The sequence below is a fragment of the Cellvibrio sp. UBA7661 genome (assembly GCA_002483365.1).
Taxonomy (GTDB): domain Bacteria; phylum Pseudomonadota; class Gammaproteobacteria; order Pseudomonadales; family Cellvibrionaceae; genus Cellvibrio.
Map to the genome: position 1 here is coordinate 57,070 of DLHT01000008.1, position 22,178 is coordinate 79,247.

Annotated in this window: 15 protein-coding genes; 4 read left to right on the top strand and 11 right to left on the bottom strand. The window is 47.2% G+C overall.

What is annotated here, in order from left to right; all coding sequences use genetic code 11:
- Positions 1-111 precede the first annotated feature (111 nt).
- The 9 genes from B2739_RS07395 to B2739_RS07435 form a co-directional block, all read right to left on the bottom strand.
- Positions 112-441, bottom strand: a complete 330-nt coding sequence (locus tag B2739_RS07395) for a hypothetical protein (protein WP_331345227.1) — start codon at positions 439-441, stop codon at positions 112-114.
- 77 nt (positions 442-518) lie between these two features.
- Positions 519-6,914 carry a retention module-containing protein gene (locus tag B2739_RS07400; RefSeq protein WP_331345228.1) on the bottom strand — a complete coding sequence of 2,132 codons (6,396 nt, stop codon included), beginning with the start codon at positions 6,912-6,914 and terminating at the stop codon, positions 519-521.
- A gap of 169 nt (positions 6,915-7,083) precedes the next feature.
- A complete protein-coding gene (locus tag B2739_RS07405) occupies positions 7,084-7,689 on the bottom strand; it encodes a response regulator transcription factor (RefSeq protein WP_331345229.1) in 606 nt (201 codons plus the stop codon).
- A complete protein-coding gene (locus tag B2739_RS07410) occupies positions 7,686-9,161 on the bottom strand; it encodes an HlyD family type I secretion periplasmic adaptor subunit (RefSeq protein WP_331345230.1) in 1,476 nt (491 codons plus the stop codon). Before B2739_RS07410 ends, B2739_RS07405 begins: the two co-directional genes overlap by 4 nt.
- Positions 9,161-11,332 (bottom strand): type I secretion system permease/ATPase, encoded by a 2,172-nt coding sequence (locus tag B2739_RS07415; protein WP_331345231.1) that lies wholly within the window; start codon positions 11,330-11,332, stop codon positions 9,161-9,163. Before B2739_RS07415 ends, B2739_RS07410 begins: the two co-directional genes overlap by 1 nt.
- Before the next feature lie 159 nt (positions 11,333-11,491).
- The gene (locus B2739_RS07420) at positions 11,492-13,285 is read right to left on the bottom strand and encodes a TolC family outer membrane protein (protein WP_331345232.1); all 1,794 of its coding nucleotides are present in this window, start codon (positions 13,283-13,285) and stop codon (positions 11,492-11,494) included.
- Between the two features lie 412 nt (positions 13,286-13,697).
- Positions 13,698-14,501, bottom strand: a complete 804-nt coding sequence (locus B2739_RS07425; protein ID WP_331345233.1) for a putative RNA methyltransferase — start codon at positions 14,499-14,501, stop codon at positions 13,698-13,700.
- A gap of 164 nt (positions 14,502-14,665) precedes the next feature.
- Positions 14,666-15,472: a PhoH family protein gene (locus B2739_RS07430; RefSeq protein WP_331345234.1), complete on the bottom strand. Its 807-nt coding sequence runs from the start codon at positions 15,470-15,472 to the stop codon at positions 14,666-14,668.
- 450 nt (positions 15,473-15,922) lie between these two features.
- Positions 15,923-17,299: a DEAD/DEAH box helicase gene (locus B2739_RS07435; RefSeq protein WP_331345235.1), complete on the bottom strand. Its 1,377-nt coding sequence runs from the start codon at positions 17,297-17,299 to the stop codon at positions 15,923-15,925.
- 166 nt (positions 17,300-17,465) lie between these two features.
- Here B2739_RS07435 and B2739_RS07440 point away from each other — a divergent pair, with 166 nt between their 5' ends.
- The gene (locus tag B2739_RS07440; RefSeq protein ID WP_331345236.1) at positions 17,466-18,425 is read left to right on the top strand and encodes a tRNA dihydrouridine synthase; all 960 of its coding nucleotides are present in this window, start codon (positions 17,466-17,468) and stop codon (positions 18,423-18,425) included.
- Between the two features lie 79 nt (positions 18,426-18,504).
- Here B2739_RS07440 and B2739_RS07445 read toward each other — a convergent pair whose 3' ends face one another.
- Positions 18,505-19,326, bottom strand: a complete 822-nt coding sequence (locus tag B2739_RS07445) for an HDOD domain-containing protein (RefSeq protein WP_331345237.1) — start codon at positions 19,324-19,326, stop codon at positions 18,505-18,507.
- A gap of 563 nt (positions 19,327-19,889) precedes the next feature.
- Between B2739_RS07445 and B2739_RS07450 the strand changes: the two genes are divergently transcribed.
- From B2739_RS07450 to B2739_RS07460, 3 genes are all read left to right on the top strand, one after another.
- On the top strand, positions 19,890-20,039 hold the full coding sequence (locus B2739_RS07450; RefSeq protein WP_331345238.1) for a hypothetical protein: 150 nt from the start codon (positions 19,890-19,892) through the stop codon (positions 20,037-20,039).
- Positions 20,040-20,109: 70 nt separating this feature from the next.
- Positions 20,110-20,376 carry a hypothetical protein gene (locus tag B2739_RS07455; protein WP_331345239.1) on the top strand — a complete coding sequence of 89 codons (267 nt, stop codon included), beginning with the start codon at positions 20,110-20,112 and terminating at the stop codon, positions 20,374-20,376.
- 177 nt (positions 20,377-20,553) lie between these two features.
- On the top strand, positions 20,554-21,258 hold the full coding sequence (locus B2739_RS07460) for a hypothetical protein (protein ID WP_331345240.1): 705 nt from the start codon (positions 20,554-20,556) through the stop codon (positions 21,256-21,258).
- 64 nt (positions 21,259-21,322) lie between these two features.
- On the opposite strand, the gene B2739_RS07465 is transcribed toward B2739_RS07460, so the two are convergent.
- Complete coding sequence (locus tag B2739_RS07465) at positions 21,323-22,084, bottom strand: DUF2726 domain-containing protein (RefSeq protein WP_331345241.1); 762 nt, start codon at positions 22,082-22,084, stop codon at positions 21,323-21,325.
- Between the last annotated feature and the right edge of the window lie 94 nt (positions 22,085-22,178).

Below are 22,178 nucleotides of genomic sequence, written 5' to 3' on the forward strand. Positions count from 1 at the left end.
GGTTGTGTCACAAATAAAAAAAACCGTTGCGATCTTCTCGCAACGGTTTTTTATTGGCTGATTGATTTTTTAAACACTAGCAGTTTTTGTGTGCGGCTTTCATCATTGATTTTATAAAGGCAAGTTATCCCCGTCATCCAACAACTCTATGCCCTTTCGCTTACCGCGCAACTCGCGGCGATTTAATAATTTGTCTTGTGCGATTGTGGGTAAATCCGTAAAGCGGATAACCCCTTGCTCAACCAACAAACCCACCACATCTTCCATTACCCGCGCCATGGATTGGTCTGTTTGTTCCAGTGCGATTTGTTCAGGCGATTTTTCACTCTGGATAAATTGCAGCAATTCAGGTGAGTCATCGGCAAGGCGTTCGTCGATACCATCCTCTGCCACTTTACTCATGGCAGTAATTTCACCACTTGCATTACGTTTTACAAACATACCGTTTCCTACAAAGAAAGCATGTGTAAAAAATCCCGCAAGAAAGCGGGATTTTTATTCGCGTCCAACATTTTTTATTAATCAGTAATCAACTTATTATTGTTGAGTAACTGGGTAATAATTTGCTGATCGGTTGTAGCACCGCTGTAAAGCGATTGCAGATTTACACCACTCAATACGATTTGCTGTGTCTCTGCACCACTGGTGAAGCTTCCACCAACAGAATGACTATCGGCTGCAAAACCACCTGCGTGGCTGATATGGATAATAGTATCGCTACCAGAGATTTCAAAGTGCAGGTAGTTCGCTAAATTGCCCGCACCATTGGATGCTCCAACCGATTCGCCTTGCAACAAATCACGCAGATCCAACACGTCACCACCACTGGTATTACTGCCTGCTGCACTTGTTGAAAAGTTCTGGATGGTATCTACCGCAGGCGTACCTGCTGCACCTTGATCACCTAAAGACCAGACAAAGACATCCACAAAGCTTTCACCAGCATCACCACCTTTCAGGGTGTCATTGCCTGAACCACCACTGATGCGGTCAGACCCGGAGCCAGCGTTGATGGTGTCGTTGCCGCTGCCACCAAAAAATACATCTGAACCGGCCGCCGCACTCAGGTTGTCATCACCGGCACCGCCATAAACAACGTTGTTACCGCTGCCAGCGTTAATCGTATTATTGCCGTTACCACCCTGAATAAATTCATTGGCAGATGACCCTGTGTAATTACCAGATTCTGTGGTGGTGATATCTACCGTGGTATAGGCCGCCTTCAATGTCACTACACTCGATACCGATGCTGTTGCACCACCGTTAATCTCGGTAGAGGTGACTTGCACAGTCAGATTAGTCGCAAGCGTTGTATAGCTGCCTGGCAGGTTTAATGTCAGGTTGGGCAGATCCGCCTCGGTAAATTGCCAGACCCCACCGCCTAAATTGGTTCCTGCATTAAAGCTCAGCCCTGTTGGCACATTGCTGACTTTAATTGAAAGGGTTTCTGAGCCATCGGTATCCACCAGCTTGGTGATAATCGGGAATTTCACACTGGTTCCGCCGGTACCATGAGCAACTGCAACCAGTGATTTGGTAACAACCATACTAGCTGCAGTTGCCGAGCCTACGGTGACATTCACTGTGGCAGTGCTGGTTGCACCAAGGGCATCACGAACGGTATAGTTAAAGCTGGCGGCACCTTCAAATCCAGTGACAGGTGTAAAGACTACATTTGAGCCAGATAAGCTAACGGTTCCATTGGTGGCACCTTGGACACTGACAAGCGTCATGGCATCCCCATCAGCGTCAGAATCGTTAGCAAGCAGAGCAGAAGTGGCAATGCTAATGGCAGTATTCATTTTGGTCATACTGCTATCGTCACCGAGAGTCGGAGCTTGGTTACTGCGTCCAACCAACAAGTTGACTGTTGCAGTATCAGAGCCGCCGCGACCATCGCTCAGCGTATACGTAAAACTGGCGGTGCCTACATAGCCACTGGTGGGGGTAAACACGACGTTGCCACCGACCAAACTCACTGTACCGTTCACCGCTCCCTGAACACTGACAATACTCAGGGTATCTGCATCCAGATCGCTATCGTTGGCCAGCAAACTTACAGCACTTATGGTATTTGCAACACCTTCGATGACGGTAAGGGAACCATTGATAGTAGCAGGACCTGTACCCTTGAACCCCGTCAGGAAGTAATCACCCCCATCACCAGATCCATCAACCGTATTCAAAGCCTTGAATTTAATACTATTGAATACAACGTTGCCGGTATTGATACTGAAGCTACCCTGCTCACTGCCGCCAGATAAACGGAAGGTATCTGAAGCTACCAATACCCCGTTGAAGTAGGCCTCCCACACACCAACTTCACCGCCATTTTCCCCCGGGAAGAGTCGGCTCACACTAAAATTGGCTTGATTCAGGTTTCCATTAAAGGTCATCACCAAAGATTCGGACTTGCCTGTCGCAATGTCGTACTCAATCTGGTCAGGCACCAAAGAGGTACCCCTTGGTGTACCTTGAATTCCAAGGGTATTGGCATTGCCGTCGACAGTGCCTATATAGAGTGATGCGGCTGTATCGTTAGCTTTGTAGCCTGAAACATTAACGGCCATCCCTTTACTGTCTAGATTGGTCCACAAGTCCGATGCAGAGAAATCGCCAAATGCCACTGAATACGCTGATGCACCTGCAGGGTCATCTACCGCATCCGGAGCTGTGTTGGCCTTGGCGACAGTGACATTAACCGTCGCAGTATCTGTACCGCCTTTGCCATCAGAAACAGTGTAAGTAAAGGATGCCGGGCCGTGATAACCCGCCGTTGGGGTAAAGACCACATTTCCACCCACCAGATTCACTGTGCCATTGGTTGCGCCCTGTACAGAATCAATCGTCAACGTATCACTGTCCAGATCCGTGTCATTCATCAGCAATTGCACAGGAGTCAGGGTCAAGACCTCATCCTGTTTGACACTGGCAGTATCGTCCAGCGCAACAGGGCCATCGTTAGTACCTACGACGGTAATGGTAACTATCTTGCTGGTGCCATCGAGACTGGTGACAGAGAAGCTGTCCTGTTTGGTCTCACCTTCTTTCAGCTGTTGGACGGCAGGTTTGGTGTTATCAATGGTGTAAGTCCAGTTGCCCGAAGCATCAATCGAGAAATGCCCGTAAGTGCCAGGGCTATTGGTTCTGGCGTTGAAAGAGGCTTCGCCTGCATCAGGATCACTGATGGTCAGAGTTCCGGTTGCAGTCGTTTGCGCCAGGGTATCTTCTTTCACGCTGCCGGAACCTGAACCAATGAGGGCAGGATCGGCAATCGGATTGACGGTGATACTCACGGTCGCCGGTGTTGCATCCTGTAACCCATCATTATCCTGAGCGGCATAGCTGAAGCTGGTATTACCATTCCAGTCAGCGCTTGGATTGAAATACACGGGGCCGGTTACCAGATCGCCACTATTGACCAAGGTAGTCATAGCCGCATCGGTATACAGCAAGCCGTTGGCCGGTAGGGATTTGATGACATAACCCGCAAGGGTGCCATCGCTATCACTACCACTGAGGCTGATCGTGATAAGCGTGTCTTCATTGCCGGTGGCGGTGACATCGTCGGTCGCTGGGGGAACAGCGGCTGGCGGGGTTACAGCGATATTGACAACAGCAGTATCAAAGCCTCCTTTACCATCAGACACGCTGTAGCTAAATGAGGCTGGCCCGGTGTAACCCGGGGTTGGTGTGAATATGATGTTGCCGCCGGAAATGGTGACTGTCCCATTGGTCATGCTGAAGATGGTCGATACCGACAAGGTATTACCATCAATATCGACGTCGTTTGCCAACAGCTGGCTCGGGCTTATGGTAAGCGCACCATTTTGCACCACTGAAAAATTGTCATCCGCAGCGACAGGCGCATCATTCATAGGGGTTACGGTGATAGTCAAGGTACTGGTTGCGCCAGTGTTAGTGGTATAGCTAATTACCGGCACAGAACCGTGGTAGTTGGCATCGGGCGTGAATTCATAGTCGCCATTACTCAGTAACAGGAATGATCCAACGCCGGAAATATTGGTCGTCGCTCCAGGCAAATAAGCGACACCGTTGATTTCATAACTTTGGATGCTTAACAAATCATCCGAATCTTTATCATTAGTCAACACATTACCATTGATAAAATCATCTTCCGGCACACTGACATTCTCAGGAGTCATCACCGTGGGGTCGTTGACCGAATTCACTGTGATATTGACTGTCGCGGTGCTAAATCCACCTTTGCCGTCACTGATGGTGTAACGGAATGAAGCAGGACCAGAGTAATCAAGCGTAGGAGTGAAGACGATATTTCCACCAACCACACTCAAGGTTCCGTTGGTAGCATTTTGAATCGTCACTATTGTGAGCGGGTTATTCTCGGCATCAGTATCGTTTACCAACAGTTGGCTTGGACTGATGACCAAGGGGGTATCTTCATTAATAACAAAGACATCATCTACTGCAACAGGTGGATCATTTTCTGGTGTTACATTGATCGTAACGGTGGCCACGCTGCCATCTACAGTGCCGTCATTCACCTTGTAGGTGAAACTGTCGGTAGTGGTTTCGCTGCCATTGTGGACATAGGTGAAAGTGCCGTCGGCATTGAGCGTCAATGAACCATTGGTAGGCCCAGAGACGAGAATGGCGGTCAGTGAATCGCCGTCTGCGTCGGTATCATTCAAGGTGATTTTATTGGCCGCGGTCACTGTGAGAGTGCCGCCTTCAGCAACGGTGAATACATCGTCCACTGCAACCGGGGCCTGGTTAACGGGAACAACAGGATTCACACCAATCGTGACCGTACTGGTAGTAGTACCACCGTTACCGTCATTGATTGTCACCACAAAGCTGTCGCCACCGGTGTAACCAGAATTCGGGGTATAGGTGAATGTGCCCGTTGCGGGGTTCAACACCACGGTGCCACTCGTCGGGCTGCCTGTGATGCTGTAAGACAAGGTATCGCCATCCGGGTCATTCGCGCTGATAGCGCCATTCACCGGAACATTTTCATCGGTGGTCAGATTCAGGTTGCTAGCCGTTGGAGCACCATTTACTGGTGCAACACCGATAGACACCAAGCTGGTGGTAGTTCCGCCATTGCCATCACTAATCGTGACGGTAAAGCTGTCGCTGCCGGTATAACCAGAATTCGGGGTGTAGGTGAATGTGCCCGTTGCGGGATTCAACACCACGGTGCCACTCGTCGGGCTGCCTGTGATGCTGTAAGACAAGGTATCGCCATCCGGGTCATTCGCGCTGATAGCGCCATTAACGGGTACGTCTTCGTCGGTGGTCAGGTTAAGGTTGCTTGCGGTGGGCGCATCATTCACCGGTGTTACGCCGATGTTGATACGGCTGGTTGTGCTGCCGCCGTTGCCATCGCTAATGGTGGCAACAAAGCTGTCGCTGCCGTTGTAATTTGGATTCGGGGTGTAGATGAATCCACCGGTGGCAGGGTTCAGGGTCACTGTACCGTTGGCAGGCTGGCCGGAAACCGTGTAGGCCAGGGTATCGCCATCGACATCACTGGCAGCCACTTGCCCACTAATGGAGGTATCTTCAGGCGTTGTGAGGTTTTGGTCGCTGCTCACCGGCGCATCATTCACCGGGGTTACACCAATGTTGATGAGGCTGGTCGTGGTGCCGCCATTGCCATCGCTGATGGTGACCACAAAGCGGTCACTGCCGTTGTAGTTGGCGTTAGGGGTATAGGTAAACTCACCCGTTGCAGGGTTAAGCACGACAGTGCCGTTAGCAGGCTGACCAGAGACGCTATAAGCCAAGGTATCGCCATCGACATCAGTTGCAGTCACTTGGCCGTCGATCGGCGTATCTTCCGGTGTTGTCAGGTTTTGGTCGCCGCTCACCGGGGCATCGTTAACAGGATTCACACCAATCCGCACTGTGCTGGTCGCAGTCCCACCGTTGCCATCGCTGATGGTCACGACAAAACTATCGCTACCGTTAAAGTCGGGGTTGGGGGTGTACACAAACCCACCGGTTGCCGGATCAAGGGCTACAGTGCCGCTGGTTGGCTGGCCGGATACAACATAGGTCAGGGTATCGCCTTCGATATCCTGTGCGACCACCTGACCATTCACCGGCGTGTCTTCATCGGTGGTGAGGTTGATGTCATTGGTGGTAGGCGCGTCATTCACTGGCGCGATCGTCAAACTGATTGTGGTAGTCGTGGCATTACCGCGACTGTCGGTCACTGTGACGACAAAACTGTCACTGCCGTTGTAGTTGGCATTGGGGGTGAAGATAAATTGGCCGGTAGCAGCATCCAGCACCACAGTGCCATTAACCGGTGCGCTAGCCAGGGTGAAGGTGAGCGTATCGCCTTCCAGGTCCGAGGCGATAATCTGACCGGCAATGGTTTCATCCTCATTACCAGATAAACTTTGATCGATGGCTTCGGGAGCGCGGTTGATGTAATCGCTGGCACCCGCATCGTTTTCGACATCACCGCCAGCGCCTGTTGAATTCGCTTGATAATTGAATGCCAGAGGGTCTGTAGATTCCAGAATGCGGTTCAGGCGCACAAAGCTATTGCCACCATCGGAACCGCTGCCACCGCCGCTATTGCCTGCTGCAGTTTCTTCCAACTCTTCCAACAGGTCCCCGCCCTGCTCCAGAACCGTCAGCGCCTCGTCTACGCTGGCACCATCCAGCTCGGCCTCATCGGCCGTTGTCGCCGTGTCAGCGTTGAAGTCGCGGCTCATGGCCACTTCCTGACCGCCATTGATGGCAACAGGCTCACCATTGCCAAAATCCAGTTGCACCTGGGCACCTTGGGCGGTGACCAGCACTTCATCATCATTCAGGACACTGCCCACAGACAAAGGGCGCAAGCTGCCATCGGGCGCTTTCGCCCAGGCTTGACCTTGAAGGAACGCAACGGTTGCAACGGCATTACTCATAGACTGACTCCGGGTCATATTGAATGTGAACCAACTCACATTGAGGGTATGTTGGGCAGTCTAGTAAGTGATGAAAATTACGCCATTGGACTAAAGGACAATAAGCAGATTATTTTTATCTACTTATAAGAATAACGACAAAAAACAGAGGTTTTTTTCAAAAAAGGTTTTAAGTGACAGCCCGCCCTGACATGACCAGCACCAGATGCAAACGATCACGCACATTGAGCTTCTCAAATGCAGAGCCCAAATGAGCCTTCACCGTGCGCTCGGTGATATCCAGCTCGCGCGCGACTTCTTTGTTAGTCTTGCCTGCTGCCACCCGCTCGGCGACCGCCAACTCGCGGCTGGTCAGTTGGGATAAATCGACCGGTTTGCCATTGACCGGCTTGGCCGCTGGCAAACTGCGCGCGGTTGCTAATACCAGCTGGCGCATCAAGTCCGCGCCCAACCACATACCACCTGCAGCGACAACTTGCGCAACCTGCTCCAGCACGGAAGCGGCCGCCAGATAATGCACATAACCGCTCGCGCCCGATTCCAACACGCTACGCGCTTGCTCGCCCGATTCGATCTGGGTCATGGCGATGATTTTTCTACCGCTCGCCGCGATAGTTTGCAATGCATGCATATCATCATCGTTGTGCACCAACAGCCACACGCAATCAGCGTGCGTAAGAAGCGTTGCATCATGTGCAAAAAACGCAGTGGGGAATGCCTGCCGCCAACGCGGTGATTGGATATCCGCAGGCGCAATAAACAAATGTTGGCTCATCGTTCAGTCATCGCATTTTGTTGTGCGCGCAACACAGGTTTTAACAAATACGCCAATACTGTTTTCTTGCCCGTGAGAATATCCACTTGCGTCATCATGCCCGGCATGATCGGCAAGGTTGGATCAAAACCCGCGCGTTCAGTGCGCACCCGCACAATATAAAACGTGCGATCTTTTTCATCGGTGATGGTATCGGGGCTGATGTGCTCCACCTTGCCGCGCAAACCGCCATAAACGACAAAATCGTAGGCCGTAAATTTCACAATCGCCTCCTGCCCCGGGTGCAGGAATGCAATATCTTTGGGCGATACTTTCGCCTCTACCAATAAATCATCATCCAGTGGCACCATCTCAATCACTTCGTGCCCCGGTTGCACCACACCGCCTACCGTATTGGTAAACACACGTTGCACAGTACCGCGCACCGGTGAGCGGATTTCGGCTAATTTAATTTTGTCGGCAAGGCCAGTGCTGCTCTCCGTGAGCGCAGCGATTTTGCTCAACACATCCGATAATTCTGCGCGCCATTTGTTGTTCGCCTGCAATTCCGTCTCGCGCAATTTTCCTTGCGACTCTTCAATCGCCAATAACAAACGCGATTCCTGTGCAAGCGATTGCTCGCGCGCGCCTTTGGCATTCGCGACCTCACCTTCCAAGCGCAAAATTTCCACTTCAGAAATAGCACCGCTCGCTAACAAAGGTTTGGTGACATTTAACTCCTGGGTTGCCAACTCCAGCGCGCGCGTTGCCTGGGTTAATTTTGCACGAACTTCATTTAATTCTTCAGTGCGTTGATCCAGCTGGCTGCGCGCAATACTTAATTGTTCGTTTAATTCCTTGCGGTTAAATTCATACTGATTGCGCTCATGTAAAGCGATATCCGGCGCCTCGCCCGATAAATCGTCAGGCAAGGTGAATTCACTGTTGGAGGTCAATGCTTGCAAGCGTGCAGCGCGCGCCTGCAACGATAAATATTCCGCGCGATTTTCACGAAAGGTCGCAATAAACCGCGTGGGATCAATACGCAACAACAAGTCGCCCTTGTTGACTATTTGCCCTTCGCGCACCAACACCTCTTGCACAACACCGCCATCAAATGACTGGATCACTTGCAGTTGCGATGACGGAATTACTTTACCCTCACCGCGCGCCACTTCATCCAAAGGTGCAAACGCCGCCCACACTAACAATATAAAAATAATCAGCGCAATCATGCGCAACAACAAGCGCGCTTTAATCGGTTCTTGTTGCAAACGCGCCCAATCAGAATCGGTCACCCAATCTTTGGGTTGCTCATGCAATGGATCAAGCCAGCGCGCATACGCCTTATCAATCATGCGGCTTGCAGGAATTCCCAATTTATCCAACCAGCGTCCAAGCTTTTCAAACCAGAGCTGGTCGCGCGTCATTTTTTTCTGCACAGCGGTTTGTGCTGCGTTTGGTTGCTCACTTGGCATATTGGTCTGGCTCATCAAGAAGCCCTCCCAATCTGACCTTGGCGCAAGGCTTCCACAACCTGGTCTTTAGGCCCGTCTGCAACAATTTTGCCTGCATCAATCACAATAATGCGATTCACCAACTCCAACAGCGAGGTGCGATGTGTAATCACCAACAAGGTTTTGTGCGCGGCAAAACGCATTAGATTGCGTTTGAATTCTTCTTCACTGGTGTGATCCATTGAACCGGTGGGCTCATCCAGCAACAAAATGGAAGGATCATTTAACAACGCGCGCGCAATGCTGACCGACTGGCGTTGGCCGCCCGATAATAACTGCCCTTGCTCACCTACCGGCATCGCCAATCCCATCGGGTGTTGGTTTACAAAATCCGTGAGCCCACTCAAGCGCACCGCTTCCAAAATCATTTCATCCGTCGCGTGGGGCGAACCAAAGGCAATATTGTCACGCAGCGAACCAAAAAATAAATTCACATCTTGCGATACATAACCCATGTTGCGGCGCAGCTCCGCAGGGTCAAGTTGACGAATATCAATTCCATCCAGCAAGACGGTACCGGACGTTGATTCGTACAAACCGGCGATTAATTTTTCGATAGTAGTTTTGCCGGAACCATTGCGGCCAAGAATTGCAACACGTTCACCGGGATTTAATTTGAACGATACATCACGCAATACCTCGCGCTCATCTTGCGGATATTTAAACGCAACTTTTTTAAATTCAATACCGCCCTGTAAATGCGGGCGACTGATCCATTGTTTGTCCAGCGGGCGCTCCACTGGTTTTTCCATAATCTGTTCCAGTGCCGTCAGCGCCGTTGCGGCATTGTGATATTGCATTAACAAGCCGGCCGTTTGGCCAACCGGAGCCATCACGCGCGATGCCAGCATATAAGCTGCAATCAGCCCGCCCTGGCTCAGGTTGCCCTCAATAATTTGATACACACCGACAATAATAATGACTACTGATACCGCTTGTTGGATCCACAAGGTGCTTGTGCCCACCGAGCCGGATAGCAAACGCATTTTGACGCCCACGCGCGAAACCAATAGTGTGGTTTTTTCCCAAATGGATTGCATGCGCCCTTCTGCGCCTAATATTTTTACGGTTTCCAGCGCATGTAAACTTTCAACCAAAGTGGCATTGCGCTGCGCCGATGCCTGCATGGAATTTTCAGACAGCAAATGCATTTTGTGTTGCACGGCAGCGGTATAAATCATTACCAATGCAACACCAACCAATACCGGAAATACCAGCGGCCAGGAAATTAACAACACCACAATTAAAAACAACAACACAAAGGGCAAATCAACCAACGCCAAAATGGTTGCCGATGAAATAAAACTGCGGATCGCTTCAAAGGATTGCAAACCCGCAGTGAAAGATCCAACCGATGCAGGTCGTTCAGAGAGTTTCATCCCCAATACCCGCTCCATAATAGACGCCGACAAGGTGACATCAACGCGGCTTGCAGCAAGGTCTACAAACCAGGCACGCATCATGCGCAGCACAAAATCAGCGCTGATCGCAATCAACATCCCAATTGCCAGTACCCATAATGTATCCGTCGCATGGTTGGGCACCACACGGTCATACACGTTCATCACAAACAGTGGCGACACCAACGCAAAAAAATTAATGAGCAATGCAGTAAGCAATACATCGCGATATAAATATTTATGCTCCGCAATCACGCCCCAAAACCAATGGGCATCACGATTTTTACTATTGGCTGTTTTGCCAATTTCTGCTGCGCGCAAATCGTAGCGCTCTTGTGGGCGCACATAAAATGCACGGCCAGTAAACTGTTCTTGTAATTGATTTATAGGAATGTTGACTACTGCATCGCCCAATTCCGGATACAACACCCGGGCGATATCGGACTCTAACGAGAGCAACACACACGCCTGATTATCTTGCAGCAATAATATGGCAGGAAATAACGCAGGATTTAAGTGCAATAAATCGCGCTGCACAATATTACTGGCGAGCCCTGCACGTTTAGCGGCACGGGGAAAAAGCGACGGTGTTAATTGCTGTGCATCCAGGGGTAATCCCGCCAGTAATGATTCGCGGGTACACACCAGCTGATGCGCGCGCGCAACCAGCAATAAACATTCAAGCAGTGGCCCACCGCTATTGGCTACCGGAGAAACATCCGTGGTTGGTTGAACATCAAGGGTCATTGTCACTCCGGGAGCAGCAAGCAGGCCGACAGGAAAAAAGCCCCTGTAATATAGTTGGCCATCTGGATCCACGCAATTTTATAGCGAACATCCAGATGTAAAAAAACGCATCAATCATTCAGGCTTGATGCGTTTCATATGTAAAACAAACACAGTGAATTATTCGCGACGGGTAACAGTGACATCAACACGGCGGTTCGCCGCCTTACCTGCCTCACTGGTGTTATCGGCAACAGGGTGGGTAGAACCAAAACCATCAACCGTCATCGGAATAGATTCCAAACCATTCAACACAAAATAATCACGCACACGTTGCGCACGCGCTTTTGACAGCGGAATATTCAATGCATCGGTTCCGGTGTTATCGGTATGTCCGGCAATATTGATCTGCACCACATTGTCGGTCGCTTTAATATCGGCAACCAATTGATCCAATTTTTGCGCAGCACCTGCTTTTAATTCCGAGCTGCCCACATCAAATAAGGCATCGCCCGCGAGTGGTGTTACGGCGCTGATCAAATCATCACGGCCTAAGGCGACAGGCGCATCATCCGGGCAAGCCGATGCAGAAATGTTCAACGTATCTTCTACTTTGGTGTCATGCAAAATACCCAAACCATCGCGCACAATTCCCAGCGCAGGCAACAAACTGCCCATCGCCGCCAATGAACGGGCATAGGCTAATTCCAATTCACTGTTGGCAATAATTAACGCACGGCTTGCCTGGAAATATTCATTCTCGGCATCCAGCAAATCAAGCAGAGTGCGCTGGCCAATATTAAATTGCTCTGCATAAGCAGTACGCACTTTATCGCTCGATATACGATGCTGTTGTAACGATGTTAATTGCTCGCGGATACGTTGCGCATCGTTATAAGCAATTTGGGTATTCTGGCGTAAATCAACGCAGGCTTGATCACGCAAATCTTTTGCCTGATTCACTTGCTCCAATGAACGGCGCACCGCCGCACGGTTAGCTCCACCACTGTAAAGGTTGTAAGTGATCGCAAGCTCTACTGCGCTTTCATCGCCGTAATTATCTGGGTCTGTGCGATTATCAAAACCATTTTGGTTGCGGCTGGTCACCTGGCGCGCGCGCAATTCGGCTTTTGGATAATAACCAGAGCGCTCTACTTTTACGGCGGCTTGCGCAACACTGATATTTTTTATCGCAGCATGAAAACCGGGGTTGCCTTGGTAAGCTAGAGTCAATGCGGTACGGATATTTTCCGGAAGTGTTTGCCGGGCTAAATCTACTTCCGCAAGATCGTCTGCAGGCAATTGGCCAACAACACGCAAATAACGCGCTGTGACATCATGTAAATTGGACGCTTCGGTCAACAAGTTGGACTCCGCCAACGCCAAACGCCCAGCAGCTTGTTCCAGATCCACACGTCGACCAACACCGGATTCAGCGCGCTCCTGGATTTGATTAAATACTTCCTGGTGTTTTGCGTAATTATTGCGCGCCAATTTCACCAACTCACGATCGCGTTTAACATCTTCATAGGCACGCACCGCTTCAAGCGCAGTGGTTTCAACTGTATTCAACAATTCGTAGTAGCGCACCAAACGCACGCCATCAAAACGAACCACTTCACCCGAGGTACGAAAACCGGTAAACAGCATTTGGCTGAGTGTCACCTGCGCCTGGTTATTGGTGTAACTCGCGCGGCCATCGTAATCGCGATTGGATTTTCCCGTTGACGCGCCAACATCAACCGATGGCAAGTAGCCTGCCCGCGCAACGCGCACATCCTGAATGGCAGCACGGAATTCATGCCAGCTGGCTTGAACATCGGGGTTGGATTCTATCGCTTGCAATGCTGCATCTTTTACTGTGTTTGCGGCCTGCAGGGTTTGCGCTGCAACTTGGCCCGCTAAAGTACAAATGGACACTAGCACCATAGAATGGGCGATGAGAGAAATACGGCTTAATAAAGAAGCGGTCATGTAATGTTTTTCCACATTAAGCTGCACAGGGCAACCCGTTATATATTTAGAATTAGGCAGAACGCTGCGAGAAAAACAGGAGAGAAAAACGAAGGAGGCAAAACAATCCCTATCGAAGCCTACCAACGCACTTCCGGTTGTTAATCCGCGGCTTTGGTAAAACCGTTTGATAGCTACAGGCTCAATATCGATTGATAAATCGAGCCTGACATGCGTTTTCTAGTATTGCAAACCATATAATGGCGCAAAAAACATCCAAAACTAGCTTTTAATCATAACTTACTGCAGATTTATTCCACAATAGAATTTAGCTTTGTGACGAATATCACATAGTTGTAACGAAAAATGCACTTATAGCTATAAGCCGAAACCATTTATAGCACTCTCCGATCAGCTAAATCCTTCTATTGAATCAACTCCGGCGATAAAGACTGATCATAAAATCAAAACTGTCTTTTATACCTGTTGCCACAATTTCCGCTTGTAAGGCTTCGGGTAACCGCCATGCAAAGGGCGTCATTGCCAGCAAAGCAGCGCACAACGCTGGCGAATCAACTATCAAATCGCCTTGTAAGCGATGCTGCCCACACGCAACGAACCCTGCAGGAGCAGAAGGATGTTGATGCGCCCTCACATCCTTGTAAATACGGCGGCGTAATTCCAATAAATGTGTATCAGCGGGAGTTACTATAACCAATAATCCCTCCGGTTTTATTACACGCCATAACTCGGCATCTTTGCTGGGGGCATAAATCCGTGTAATCACATCCATTGAATGATCTGCAAAAGGCAAATCAAAACTGGATGCCACGGCAAATACATGACGATTTTTGTCCTGCGCAGATTTTGCAGCAAGCCGGACACCGGCTTTGGCAATATCGATACCGTACACCTGCGCTTGCGGCAAGACTTCAGCAAAGCCACGGGTGAAATATCCCTCACCGCAACCAATATCCAGCAATGTTTGTGTCTGCTTCGGCATCAATGCCTGCAGATCTTGCTTCAACGCGCCAAAGAAACCTGCCTCTAAAAATTGGCGGCGTGCCAATAATTGCTCTTTCGCATCGCCCGGTTCGCGGGAGTTTTTATGCTGTACCGGCAGTAGATTGAAATAACCTTCTTTGGCTCGATCAAATTGATGGCGATTGTCACAGGCCATTCCTTGCGAGTTTGTATACAAAGGTTGTTTGCAAAGTGGGCAGCGCAGATCGTTCATAAGATCATCATGAAGTATAAGAATAAAAGCAGAAAAATAAGCGCGAAGGATGGCGACTCACTGTTTAATAAGCAAGCCATAAATGGGATAAAGAAGAGGCGTCTGCTTAATGTGTTTAATCAAGCAGCGCGCCTCAACGCGAAGAGTATGTTGTCAAAGAAATCCTAGCTTTCTTCAGGCACTTCGTAACGATCAATAATGTCGCGCACCAAACCACTGCGGACAATATCTTCACGTTCAAACTCATGCACGTAGACATTCGGTAAACCTTGCAAACGCTCTACCGCATCAGCCAAGCCATTGGGGCCACGTATATCACTTTGTTTGATGTCGCCATTGATGACGACCTTACAATCTTCACCGATGCGCGTTAAAAACATTTTCATTTGCGCAGGGCTGGTGTTTTGCGCTTCATCAAGAATGACAAACGTTTTGCTGTTAAATGTTTTACCGCGCATAAAAGCAAGTGGCGCTGCCACTATGCGACCATGGCGTAAACAGTAATCCACTGTGCCTGCTCCCAAACGTTCATTTAAAATGTCGCGGAAGGCATCGATGTAGACCGAGAATTTTTGGTCCAGATCACCCGGCAAGAAACCCAGATTTTCACCAGATTCTACCGCAGGGCGAGTGAGGATAATCCGCTCGATTCGGCCGGATTCCAAAGCCTCGGCAGCCAACGCACCTGCACAATAGCTTTTGCCGGTACCGGCAGGACCAATACCAAAAGTCAGCATGTGAGAGTTGATGGCGTTGATGTATTGTTGCTGGGATTTTGTTTTCGCGCGGAGCGGTTGAGGAGAGCGAGGGGGAGAGTAAGCAGTTTCAAGTTGTTGCGAGCGGGATTTAAGGTCGACTATGTTGTCATCTGTCCGTGCATTCTTTCGCGACTTATGCCGTGACGTCGAGTAACTATTGTCGTCATAGTGTTGGTGATTGGCACTGCGTCTGGCATGCGATTTTTTTGCCATAAATCATAATCCCCTTCAGGTCGGTAAATAACACGAGTATTTGAGACGATACCCGCTAGTATGAGTCACCCGATTTACGCAAGTTGTGGTGTGGATTACATGATGGTCGTTTACCCTCCTCTTTCAATGTTGCAAACCCACAATCAGTTTGCGCTGTTCAATTCTTTAGATATCTATTTCAAATATCCGTTCAAATAAACAAAACACGTCAAGTAAAGCAAAACGCTGTGACAGAAAAATGACTGCAAACAAAATGATTTTGTCTGCGATTCCGAACCGGAATTGCGCTTCAAAAAGGCAACCCATTGTGGTTCAGATTGTAAGGGGCAACTACTGGTTGTATTCATTACCCTTACTTTGATACTAGGCTTATTTTTGAGTTGGGTCAATCACTTCTGTGCAATAAAAATGACATCGCCAAAGAGTATTAAAAGGTCGCATTACACGACCTTATTCTTCTCCGGCGCCATCAAGATTTTTACTGATTTTCTTTTTAGGCGGTGCAAAACCATCAACCACTTGGGCATTTTTAACTGCAGCAGGAACACGGCGGTTGCCGATGTTTTTCTTATCGCGCTCACGCACTTTCACTTTAGGCTTTTTAGTATCAGCTTTATCAGCTTTAACTGTTTTCTTTTTGCTGCCAACTGCCTTGCCTGATGCCTTCAGTTTATCTGGCCCCTGATATTTGCCCTTCAAGCCCGGCATACCAATGATTTCAAAGTGAGCATCCAAATAGCGCTCAATACTTTTGCACAGATTCCATTCTTTGGCGTCAACCAGAGTGACTGCCCTGCCTTCAGCATCTGCGCGCCCGGTACGTCCAATGCGATGCAAGTATTCATCGCCTGAATGAGCCACATCAATATTCACCACCAATTCCACACCGGGAATATCCAAACCGCGCGCGGCAACATCTGTCGCAACCAATAATTGGGTGCGTCCTTGTCGGAAATGATCGAGCGTAATTTTGCGTTGGTCCTGGGTAATATCACCATGCAAACAGCTAACTTTGTATTTGTTGTAACGCAGGAAATTATCCAGTTGGGTAGCACGCACTTTGGTGTTAGTAAAAATAATCGCCTTCTCAAAGTTCGCTTTTGCCAACAGCGCAATCAATAATTTCTCTTTATGCTTGTAATCGTCTGCCAGCATCATTTGCTGGATAATCGCATTAGGTTTTTCATCGATATAAATTTCTTTTGCGTCACCAAGAATCACTTGCTTAATTAAGTGACGCAGACCTTTTTGCTCCATGGTGGCAGAGAATAATAACGTCTGCCGTTCTGCACGGCAGGTAGCGGCAATTTTCAGCACATCCTCACTCAACCCCATATCAAGCATACGATCAGCTTCATCGAGCACCAAAAATTCCAACCCGGAAAACTCGGTTGATTTATGCATAACATGTTCGGCAAGGCGGCCAGGCGTACCCACAACAATTTCCGGATTCTTACGCAACATCGCTTTTTGGTATTTCAGCTCTTCACCACCGCAAACCATGCCCACTTTCAAACTGGTAAATTTCAAGAGTTGTTCAGCATTCTTAACGATCTGACGTGCGAGCTCACGTGTTGGTGTAAGGATCAGAATACGGGTTGAACTACGGTTTACTGGCGCTTTTGACAGTATCGACTGAATCGCTGGCAGCAAAAATGCCGCTGTTTTACCACTCCCTGTTTTGGAGCTGACAATCAGGTTCTCGCCCGCTACTGCAGCCGGAATTGCCTTTAATTGCACGGGCGTTGGCTGTTCGTAACCCAATACATCAATCGCTTTACGCAACTGGCTGTCGCTAATCAGGTCGTGGAAAACAGGCTGGGTCATGAAAAACCTCGATATATCAGTCAGAAAATAGGATGTTATTACTAAAAAGACATCGCAAAAGGCCGCGCAATCTACGCAGGGCTGGGCAAATTATCAACCAAAACCGCTAAAATGCCGACCCTGAAGTAAACCTGTCAATGAATCCGTAACGGATCTGAGTCATCTGATGAGAATTATGCTGGCCCCAATGGAGGGCGTTGTTGAACATCATGTGCGCGATATTTTGTCGCGCATTGGCGGCCTGGATGGCTGCGTCACCGAGTTTATCCGTGTTACTGACCAAAAGCTCCCTTACAAGGTCTTTTATAAGTATGCACAGGAACTGGAAAACGACTGCAAAACCCCAAATGGAACTCCCGTACGCGTGCAATTACTAGGCAGTAAGCCCGAACCTATGGCAATAAACGCACAAGAACTGGTTCGTTATGGCGCAAAAGCGATCGACCTCAACTTTGGTTGCCCTGCCAAAACGGTTAACTCCCATGAAGGCGGCGCTTGCCTGTTACGCACACCTGACCGGGTTTATTCCATTATTAAAGCGGTGCGCGACGCAGTCCCCCAGCATATTCCCGTCACTGCCAAAATTCGCTTGGGCTATGAGGATCGCAATAGCTACATGGAGAATGCCCGCGCAGTAGAAGCAGCTGGCGCAAACGAATTAACTGTTCATGCGCGCTCCAAAGCCGATGGATACAAACCACCCGCTTATTGGCATTACATTGCTGATATCCGCGCGGAATTAAAAATCCCTGTCGTTGCCAATGGCGAAATTTGGTCTGTGGATGACTACTTACGCTGCCGCGATCAATCCAATGGCACCGATGTAATGCTCGGGCGCGGCCTGCTGGCTTGCCCTGACCTTGCACGACAAATCAAAGCGTATATAAATGAAGAAGAGTACACACCGCTAAGCTGGCAACAAATCTGCGAAATGCTGTACGACTACTACAAGTTGACAACACCACTTTATTGCGAGCGCAATTGCGGTAATCGTGTCAAACAATGGCTGATGTATTTAAGCAGGCAATATCCTCAGGCTGCTGTTTTCTTTGAGGCCATCAAACGCAAAACAACACCGGCTGAAATTGACATCTGTTTCGCACAAGCATTGGCAGATTGCCAATAGCCAAATTTCTACACTACCTATCAAACAAAAAAGCCCGTACAAGAAACGGGCTTTTTACTATCAGATTTACACTCGCCAATTAATGCAACAGCTCATCAAAACCACCGATCAACTCTTTGGTTTCATCAATCCGCTCCATCAGTTTTACCAGGTTAATGCCTAACTGAGTGGCTAACTCATTCGGAAAATTCTCAAGTAATGCAGAATTCGCCCCTTTTTCATTTTCATGCACGATGTAATCAGCAATATTGATTAACGCAGCAAAGCGCGAAAACCGGGGGGCCACAGATGGATTCAACTGATAACGAATACCGTCAACAATTGCATCAGGAAATTTCCACCGATTCGCCAATTCTGCTCCGGCTTCAGGAAAATTGAAGCCCAATACATTTTTCTCAATATCTGAATTGCGCGCTCCACGATCTACCACCTTCTGAATTTCTTTACATTCTTCAGGTAACAATATGTGGATCAACAATTCACCTATGTTGTGAATCATCCCACACGTGAACGCCGTTTCAGCATCATCTTTAGAGAACTTTGCCAACCATTTACAGGTGGCCGCTACCGCAAAACTGTTATGCCAAAAGGCGGGCAAATCAAATCCTTCCGGCGCCTTGAAAGCTCCCGTTATACCTGATGCCAACACGAGCGTACGCACCGCATTAAAACCCAAAATAAACACAGCATCATTTACCGAGCCCACCTTACGGTTGCCGCCATAATGAGCCGAATTGGCAGCACGCAACAGCTTGGCAGTCAATACTTGATCCGAGCTGATTTTTTTTGCAATAGCTTCATTGTTAATATTTTCGTCGCCGAAACTCTCAATTAACTCCTGTACCACTTTAGGAATATTTGGCAACTTTTGTGCGTTATCAATTAAATTTTTAAGCTCCACGATACCCTCACTTGATCCGACCCAAGACGCAGGAGCAGCTACAGTTAACTCAACCTCCCCCACCTGCTTTGGGTATAGCAAAGGATGAATGGATAGCAATAAGCGAATTAAAAAATCGGGGTTTAATAACGCAGATTTAACACAACAGTGATAAGTAGAAACGAAAAAGCCCGCTCTAAAAGCGGGCTTTTTGTATATGGCGCACTCGGGAGGATTCGAACCCCCTTCTCTAGCCCCTCATAAAACCACCACGCTCTGCTAAGCCTCACAAACACTGGGTTTCGGCTTTTCCAATCACCACTAAAAACCGCTTTATAGCCCTATGAATTCGACACATTTTCGACACTTCGACGACGCCAAATCAAGTTGTGCTCATTTCCCTTATATTCAAATTCGAAATAACAGGCACTTACACTTCTTAACACTTAGATTTATTTGTGATAAGCATCACAATTCGCTGGTCAACCAAAAGAGGCTCGTATATGGTTACTGTCTATGCATACATGCTTTTATGCATTATCTGAAATTGTTCTATTCATATCCATCTATCCGAGGTGCGCATTATGGCTAAAAAACAATCTTCCAGTACTACTTCTACTTTGGCCTCCAAAGTCTTATCCGGCAGCAAAACCCCGACCAAAGCTGAAATCAAAACGTTGGCAGCGTCTGTTTTGTCTCAAGATGAAAAAAAAGGCAAATCATCCAGAAAATAAATTTTTTTAAAAGGTATACGCTTCGAGTATGCCTTTATTGTGCATTCAAAAAATACATAAGAGGTTTTTTATGACTGTTTATTGTGTGTCATACGATTTAAATAAAGCCGGACAAAATTATGCTGCTCTTTATGAAGAGCTCAAAAACTCACCAAGTTGGTGGCATTATTTAGATTCAACTTGGTTGATTGCCACATCTGAAACTTCAACTCAATTATTCGAAAGAATCAGAAAGCATACTGACAATAATGATTTATTCTTTGTCATAAAAGTTACTAACGATTATTCTGGATGGTTGCCGGATGAAGCATGGAAATGGATGAGAGAGCATATTTAATCGAAAGAGTCTTTTTTAGCAGGCTCTTTATTTTTAAAGTATTTTATTAATTCGATAGCCTTTTGTGGATCGCACATAAATTTTATGCACGATTACATCCATTCTTGCCTTAACCTTTCCATGCAAAGTTGCAAGGCTTAATACCTCAGATAAAAAAATCATTGGATTTCAATTTTTATGGATAGTTTTGTAGCATTTTTAACGATTTCATTTAATGTATTTATTGCTTTCAAGCCATTTTTTTTAATTTCAGTTGATAGCTATTTTTCGCTAGTCTCGCCGAAAGTTTTTTTGCTTTCATCCATGGCCTGCTCTTTTTTTTATCTTTCCGTTAAAAATCAAAGTAAATCACCATTTTTAGTTGTATTTTTTTCACTTCTTTCCATTTTTGTAATTATGGATGACACCAATTCAAATAATTTAGCTTTGTTTTTTATTTGTATTATTGCAACAGTTTTTAGGGTGCTGGATGGATTCTTTGTTGTAAATGGATTAGAGCAATTAAGCAAAGCGAAGCGTTTTTATTGCTTAGTTATTAGCATTTTATTTTTTCATTTTATCTCAAAATCAAATCCAACTTACTTAATAGATGGTAGCTATAAGTTTTACCTAGCTCTGTATTCCATAATGTTTTATCTATCGATTGCTGGCTGCTATTCAGTTCTAGATTCTAGAGTTAAGTGTCGGCATTTCGGTTCGCTATCTGTTTTTTTCTTGCATTTCTTCTCGGTAGTATCGCTTTTTTATATTCAAAGTAATTTACTTTCAGTTATTCAATCTCAGTACCCTAAATTATTATTAGAACCTATTTATACTTGGTCTTTCTTTGTGTCCTTAACTATTGCTTTAATATTAAAAATATTAAAGATTAGGATTTTTTAGCCTCTCAACTGCAAATCCCCCTCTTCTTTGCTCCATTATAAGAACTCTAACAATCCACTATTCTTTAATCACTTGTTTTGGCTAACTCCTCTTTTTTGATCGGGCTTAGTTTCTCCAATTGCGCCATAATCGCCAGCTCAGAGCGTTCAAACTGAGCTGCTAACTCTTTTATTGATTTCTTTTCCGCATACAAAGCAATTAGCTCTTCGGATTCTATCAAGCTCCATTTCAAGCCTGAATTTGCTGGTTTACCAGCATCAACATTTGCTTTGCGAAGCTGCTCGATTGTTGGAGCTTCTTTTTTTCTTTCTCTATTAATCTGAATTGGCGGCGCAATTTTTTCGTTTAAACTGAAAGCTTCTTTAATCTGCGCAACTGTAGGCATTGGTGAAACTTTCCAGCGAATCACTTTAATCCCTGCCGATGTTAGTGCTTTATCTTTTTTCTTATCGGCTTCGATTCTGTCGGGTTTGTTGTGGGTTCTATCGTCAAGCTCAATAACCGCTATTATTTCCATAGCCTTGTCGGTCACTACAAAATCCGCGCTCATTCGACTAATGCGATTAAACCATTGCTTAAAATCATGACCTTTTTTAACAGAAACCAATTGAGACAATTGAACTTGAGAGAAAATGCATAAATTTGGCAATGACTCAATCAATCGGGAATAGAGCAATTGCTCTGGTGCAGTCATTAGCTTCTTTTTTTCGAATGGCCACTCTTCTTTTGGACTGTATTTAAATATCCGACGACGATTTGATTTTAAAATACCGCCAACAGTCGCAATCAAAACCAACAACAATAATAAACCTGTTATCTCATACATTAATTATTAACCTTACTCGCCATCTTTATTGTTTCCGTATTTAATTTTCTTCATCATTTAACTTCAGAATTTTGATCCCTACCGCCAACATCGG

What these genes read in the sequence shown, in the direction of transcription:
- B2739_RS07395 (WP_331345227.1), bottom strand. Translation starts at nt 441, where the DNA reads ATGTTTGTAAAACGTAATGCAAGTGGTGAAATTACTGCCATGAGTAAA.
- B2739_RS07400 (WP_331345228.1), bottom strand. Translation starts at nt 6,914, where the DNA reads ATGAGTAATGCCGTTGCAACCGTTGCGTTCCTTCAAGGTCAAGCCTGG.
- B2739_RS07405 (WP_331345229.1), bottom strand. Translation starts at nt 7,689, where the DNA reads ATGAGCCAACATTTGTTTATTGCGCCTGCGGATATCCAATCACCGCGT.
- B2739_RS07410 (WP_331345230.1), bottom strand. Translation starts at nt 9,161, where the DNA reads ATGAGCCAGACCAATATGCCAAGTGAGCAACCAAACGCAGCACAAACC.
- B2739_RS07415 (WP_331345231.1), bottom strand. Translation starts at nt 11,332, where the DNA reads ATGACCCTTGATGTTCAACCAACCACGGATGTTTCTCCGGTAGCCAAT.
- B2739_RS07420 (WP_331345232.1), bottom strand. Translation starts at nt 13,285, where the DNA reads ATGACCGCTTCTTTATTAAGCCGTATTTCTCTCATCGCCCATTCTATG.
- B2739_RS07425 (WP_331345233.1), bottom strand. Translation starts at nt 14,501, where the DNA reads ATGAACGATCTGCGCTGCCCACTTTGCAAACAACCTTTGTATACAAAC.
- B2739_RS07430 (WP_331345234.1), bottom strand. Translation starts at nt 15,472, where the DNA reads ATGGCAAAAAAATCGCATGCCAGACGCAGTGCCAATCACCAACACTAT.
- B2739_RS07435 (WP_331345235.1), bottom strand. Translation starts at nt 17,299, where the DNA reads ATGACCCAGCCTGTTTTCCACGACCTGATTAGCGACAGCCAGTTGCGT.
- B2739_RS07440 (WP_331345236.1), top strand. Translation starts at nt 17,466, where the DNA reads ATGAGAATTATGCTGGCCCCAATGGAGGGCGTTGTTGAACATCATGTG.
- B2739_RS07450 (WP_331345238.1), top strand. Translation starts at nt 19,890, where the DNA reads ATGGCTAAAAAACAATCTTCCAGTACTACTTCTACTTTGGCCTCCAAA.
- B2739_RS07455 (WP_331345239.1), top strand. Translation starts at nt 20,110, where the DNA reads ATGACTGTTTATTGTGTGTCATACGATTTAAATAAAGCCGGACAAAAT.
- B2739_RS07460 (WP_331345240.1), top strand. Translation starts at nt 20,554, where the DNA reads ATGGATAGTTTTGTAGCATTTTTAACGATTTCATTTAATGTATTTATT.
- B2739_RS07465 (WP_331345241.1), bottom strand. Translation starts at nt 22,084, where the DNA reads ATGTATGAGATAACAGGTTTATTATTGTTGTTGGTTTTGATTGCGACT.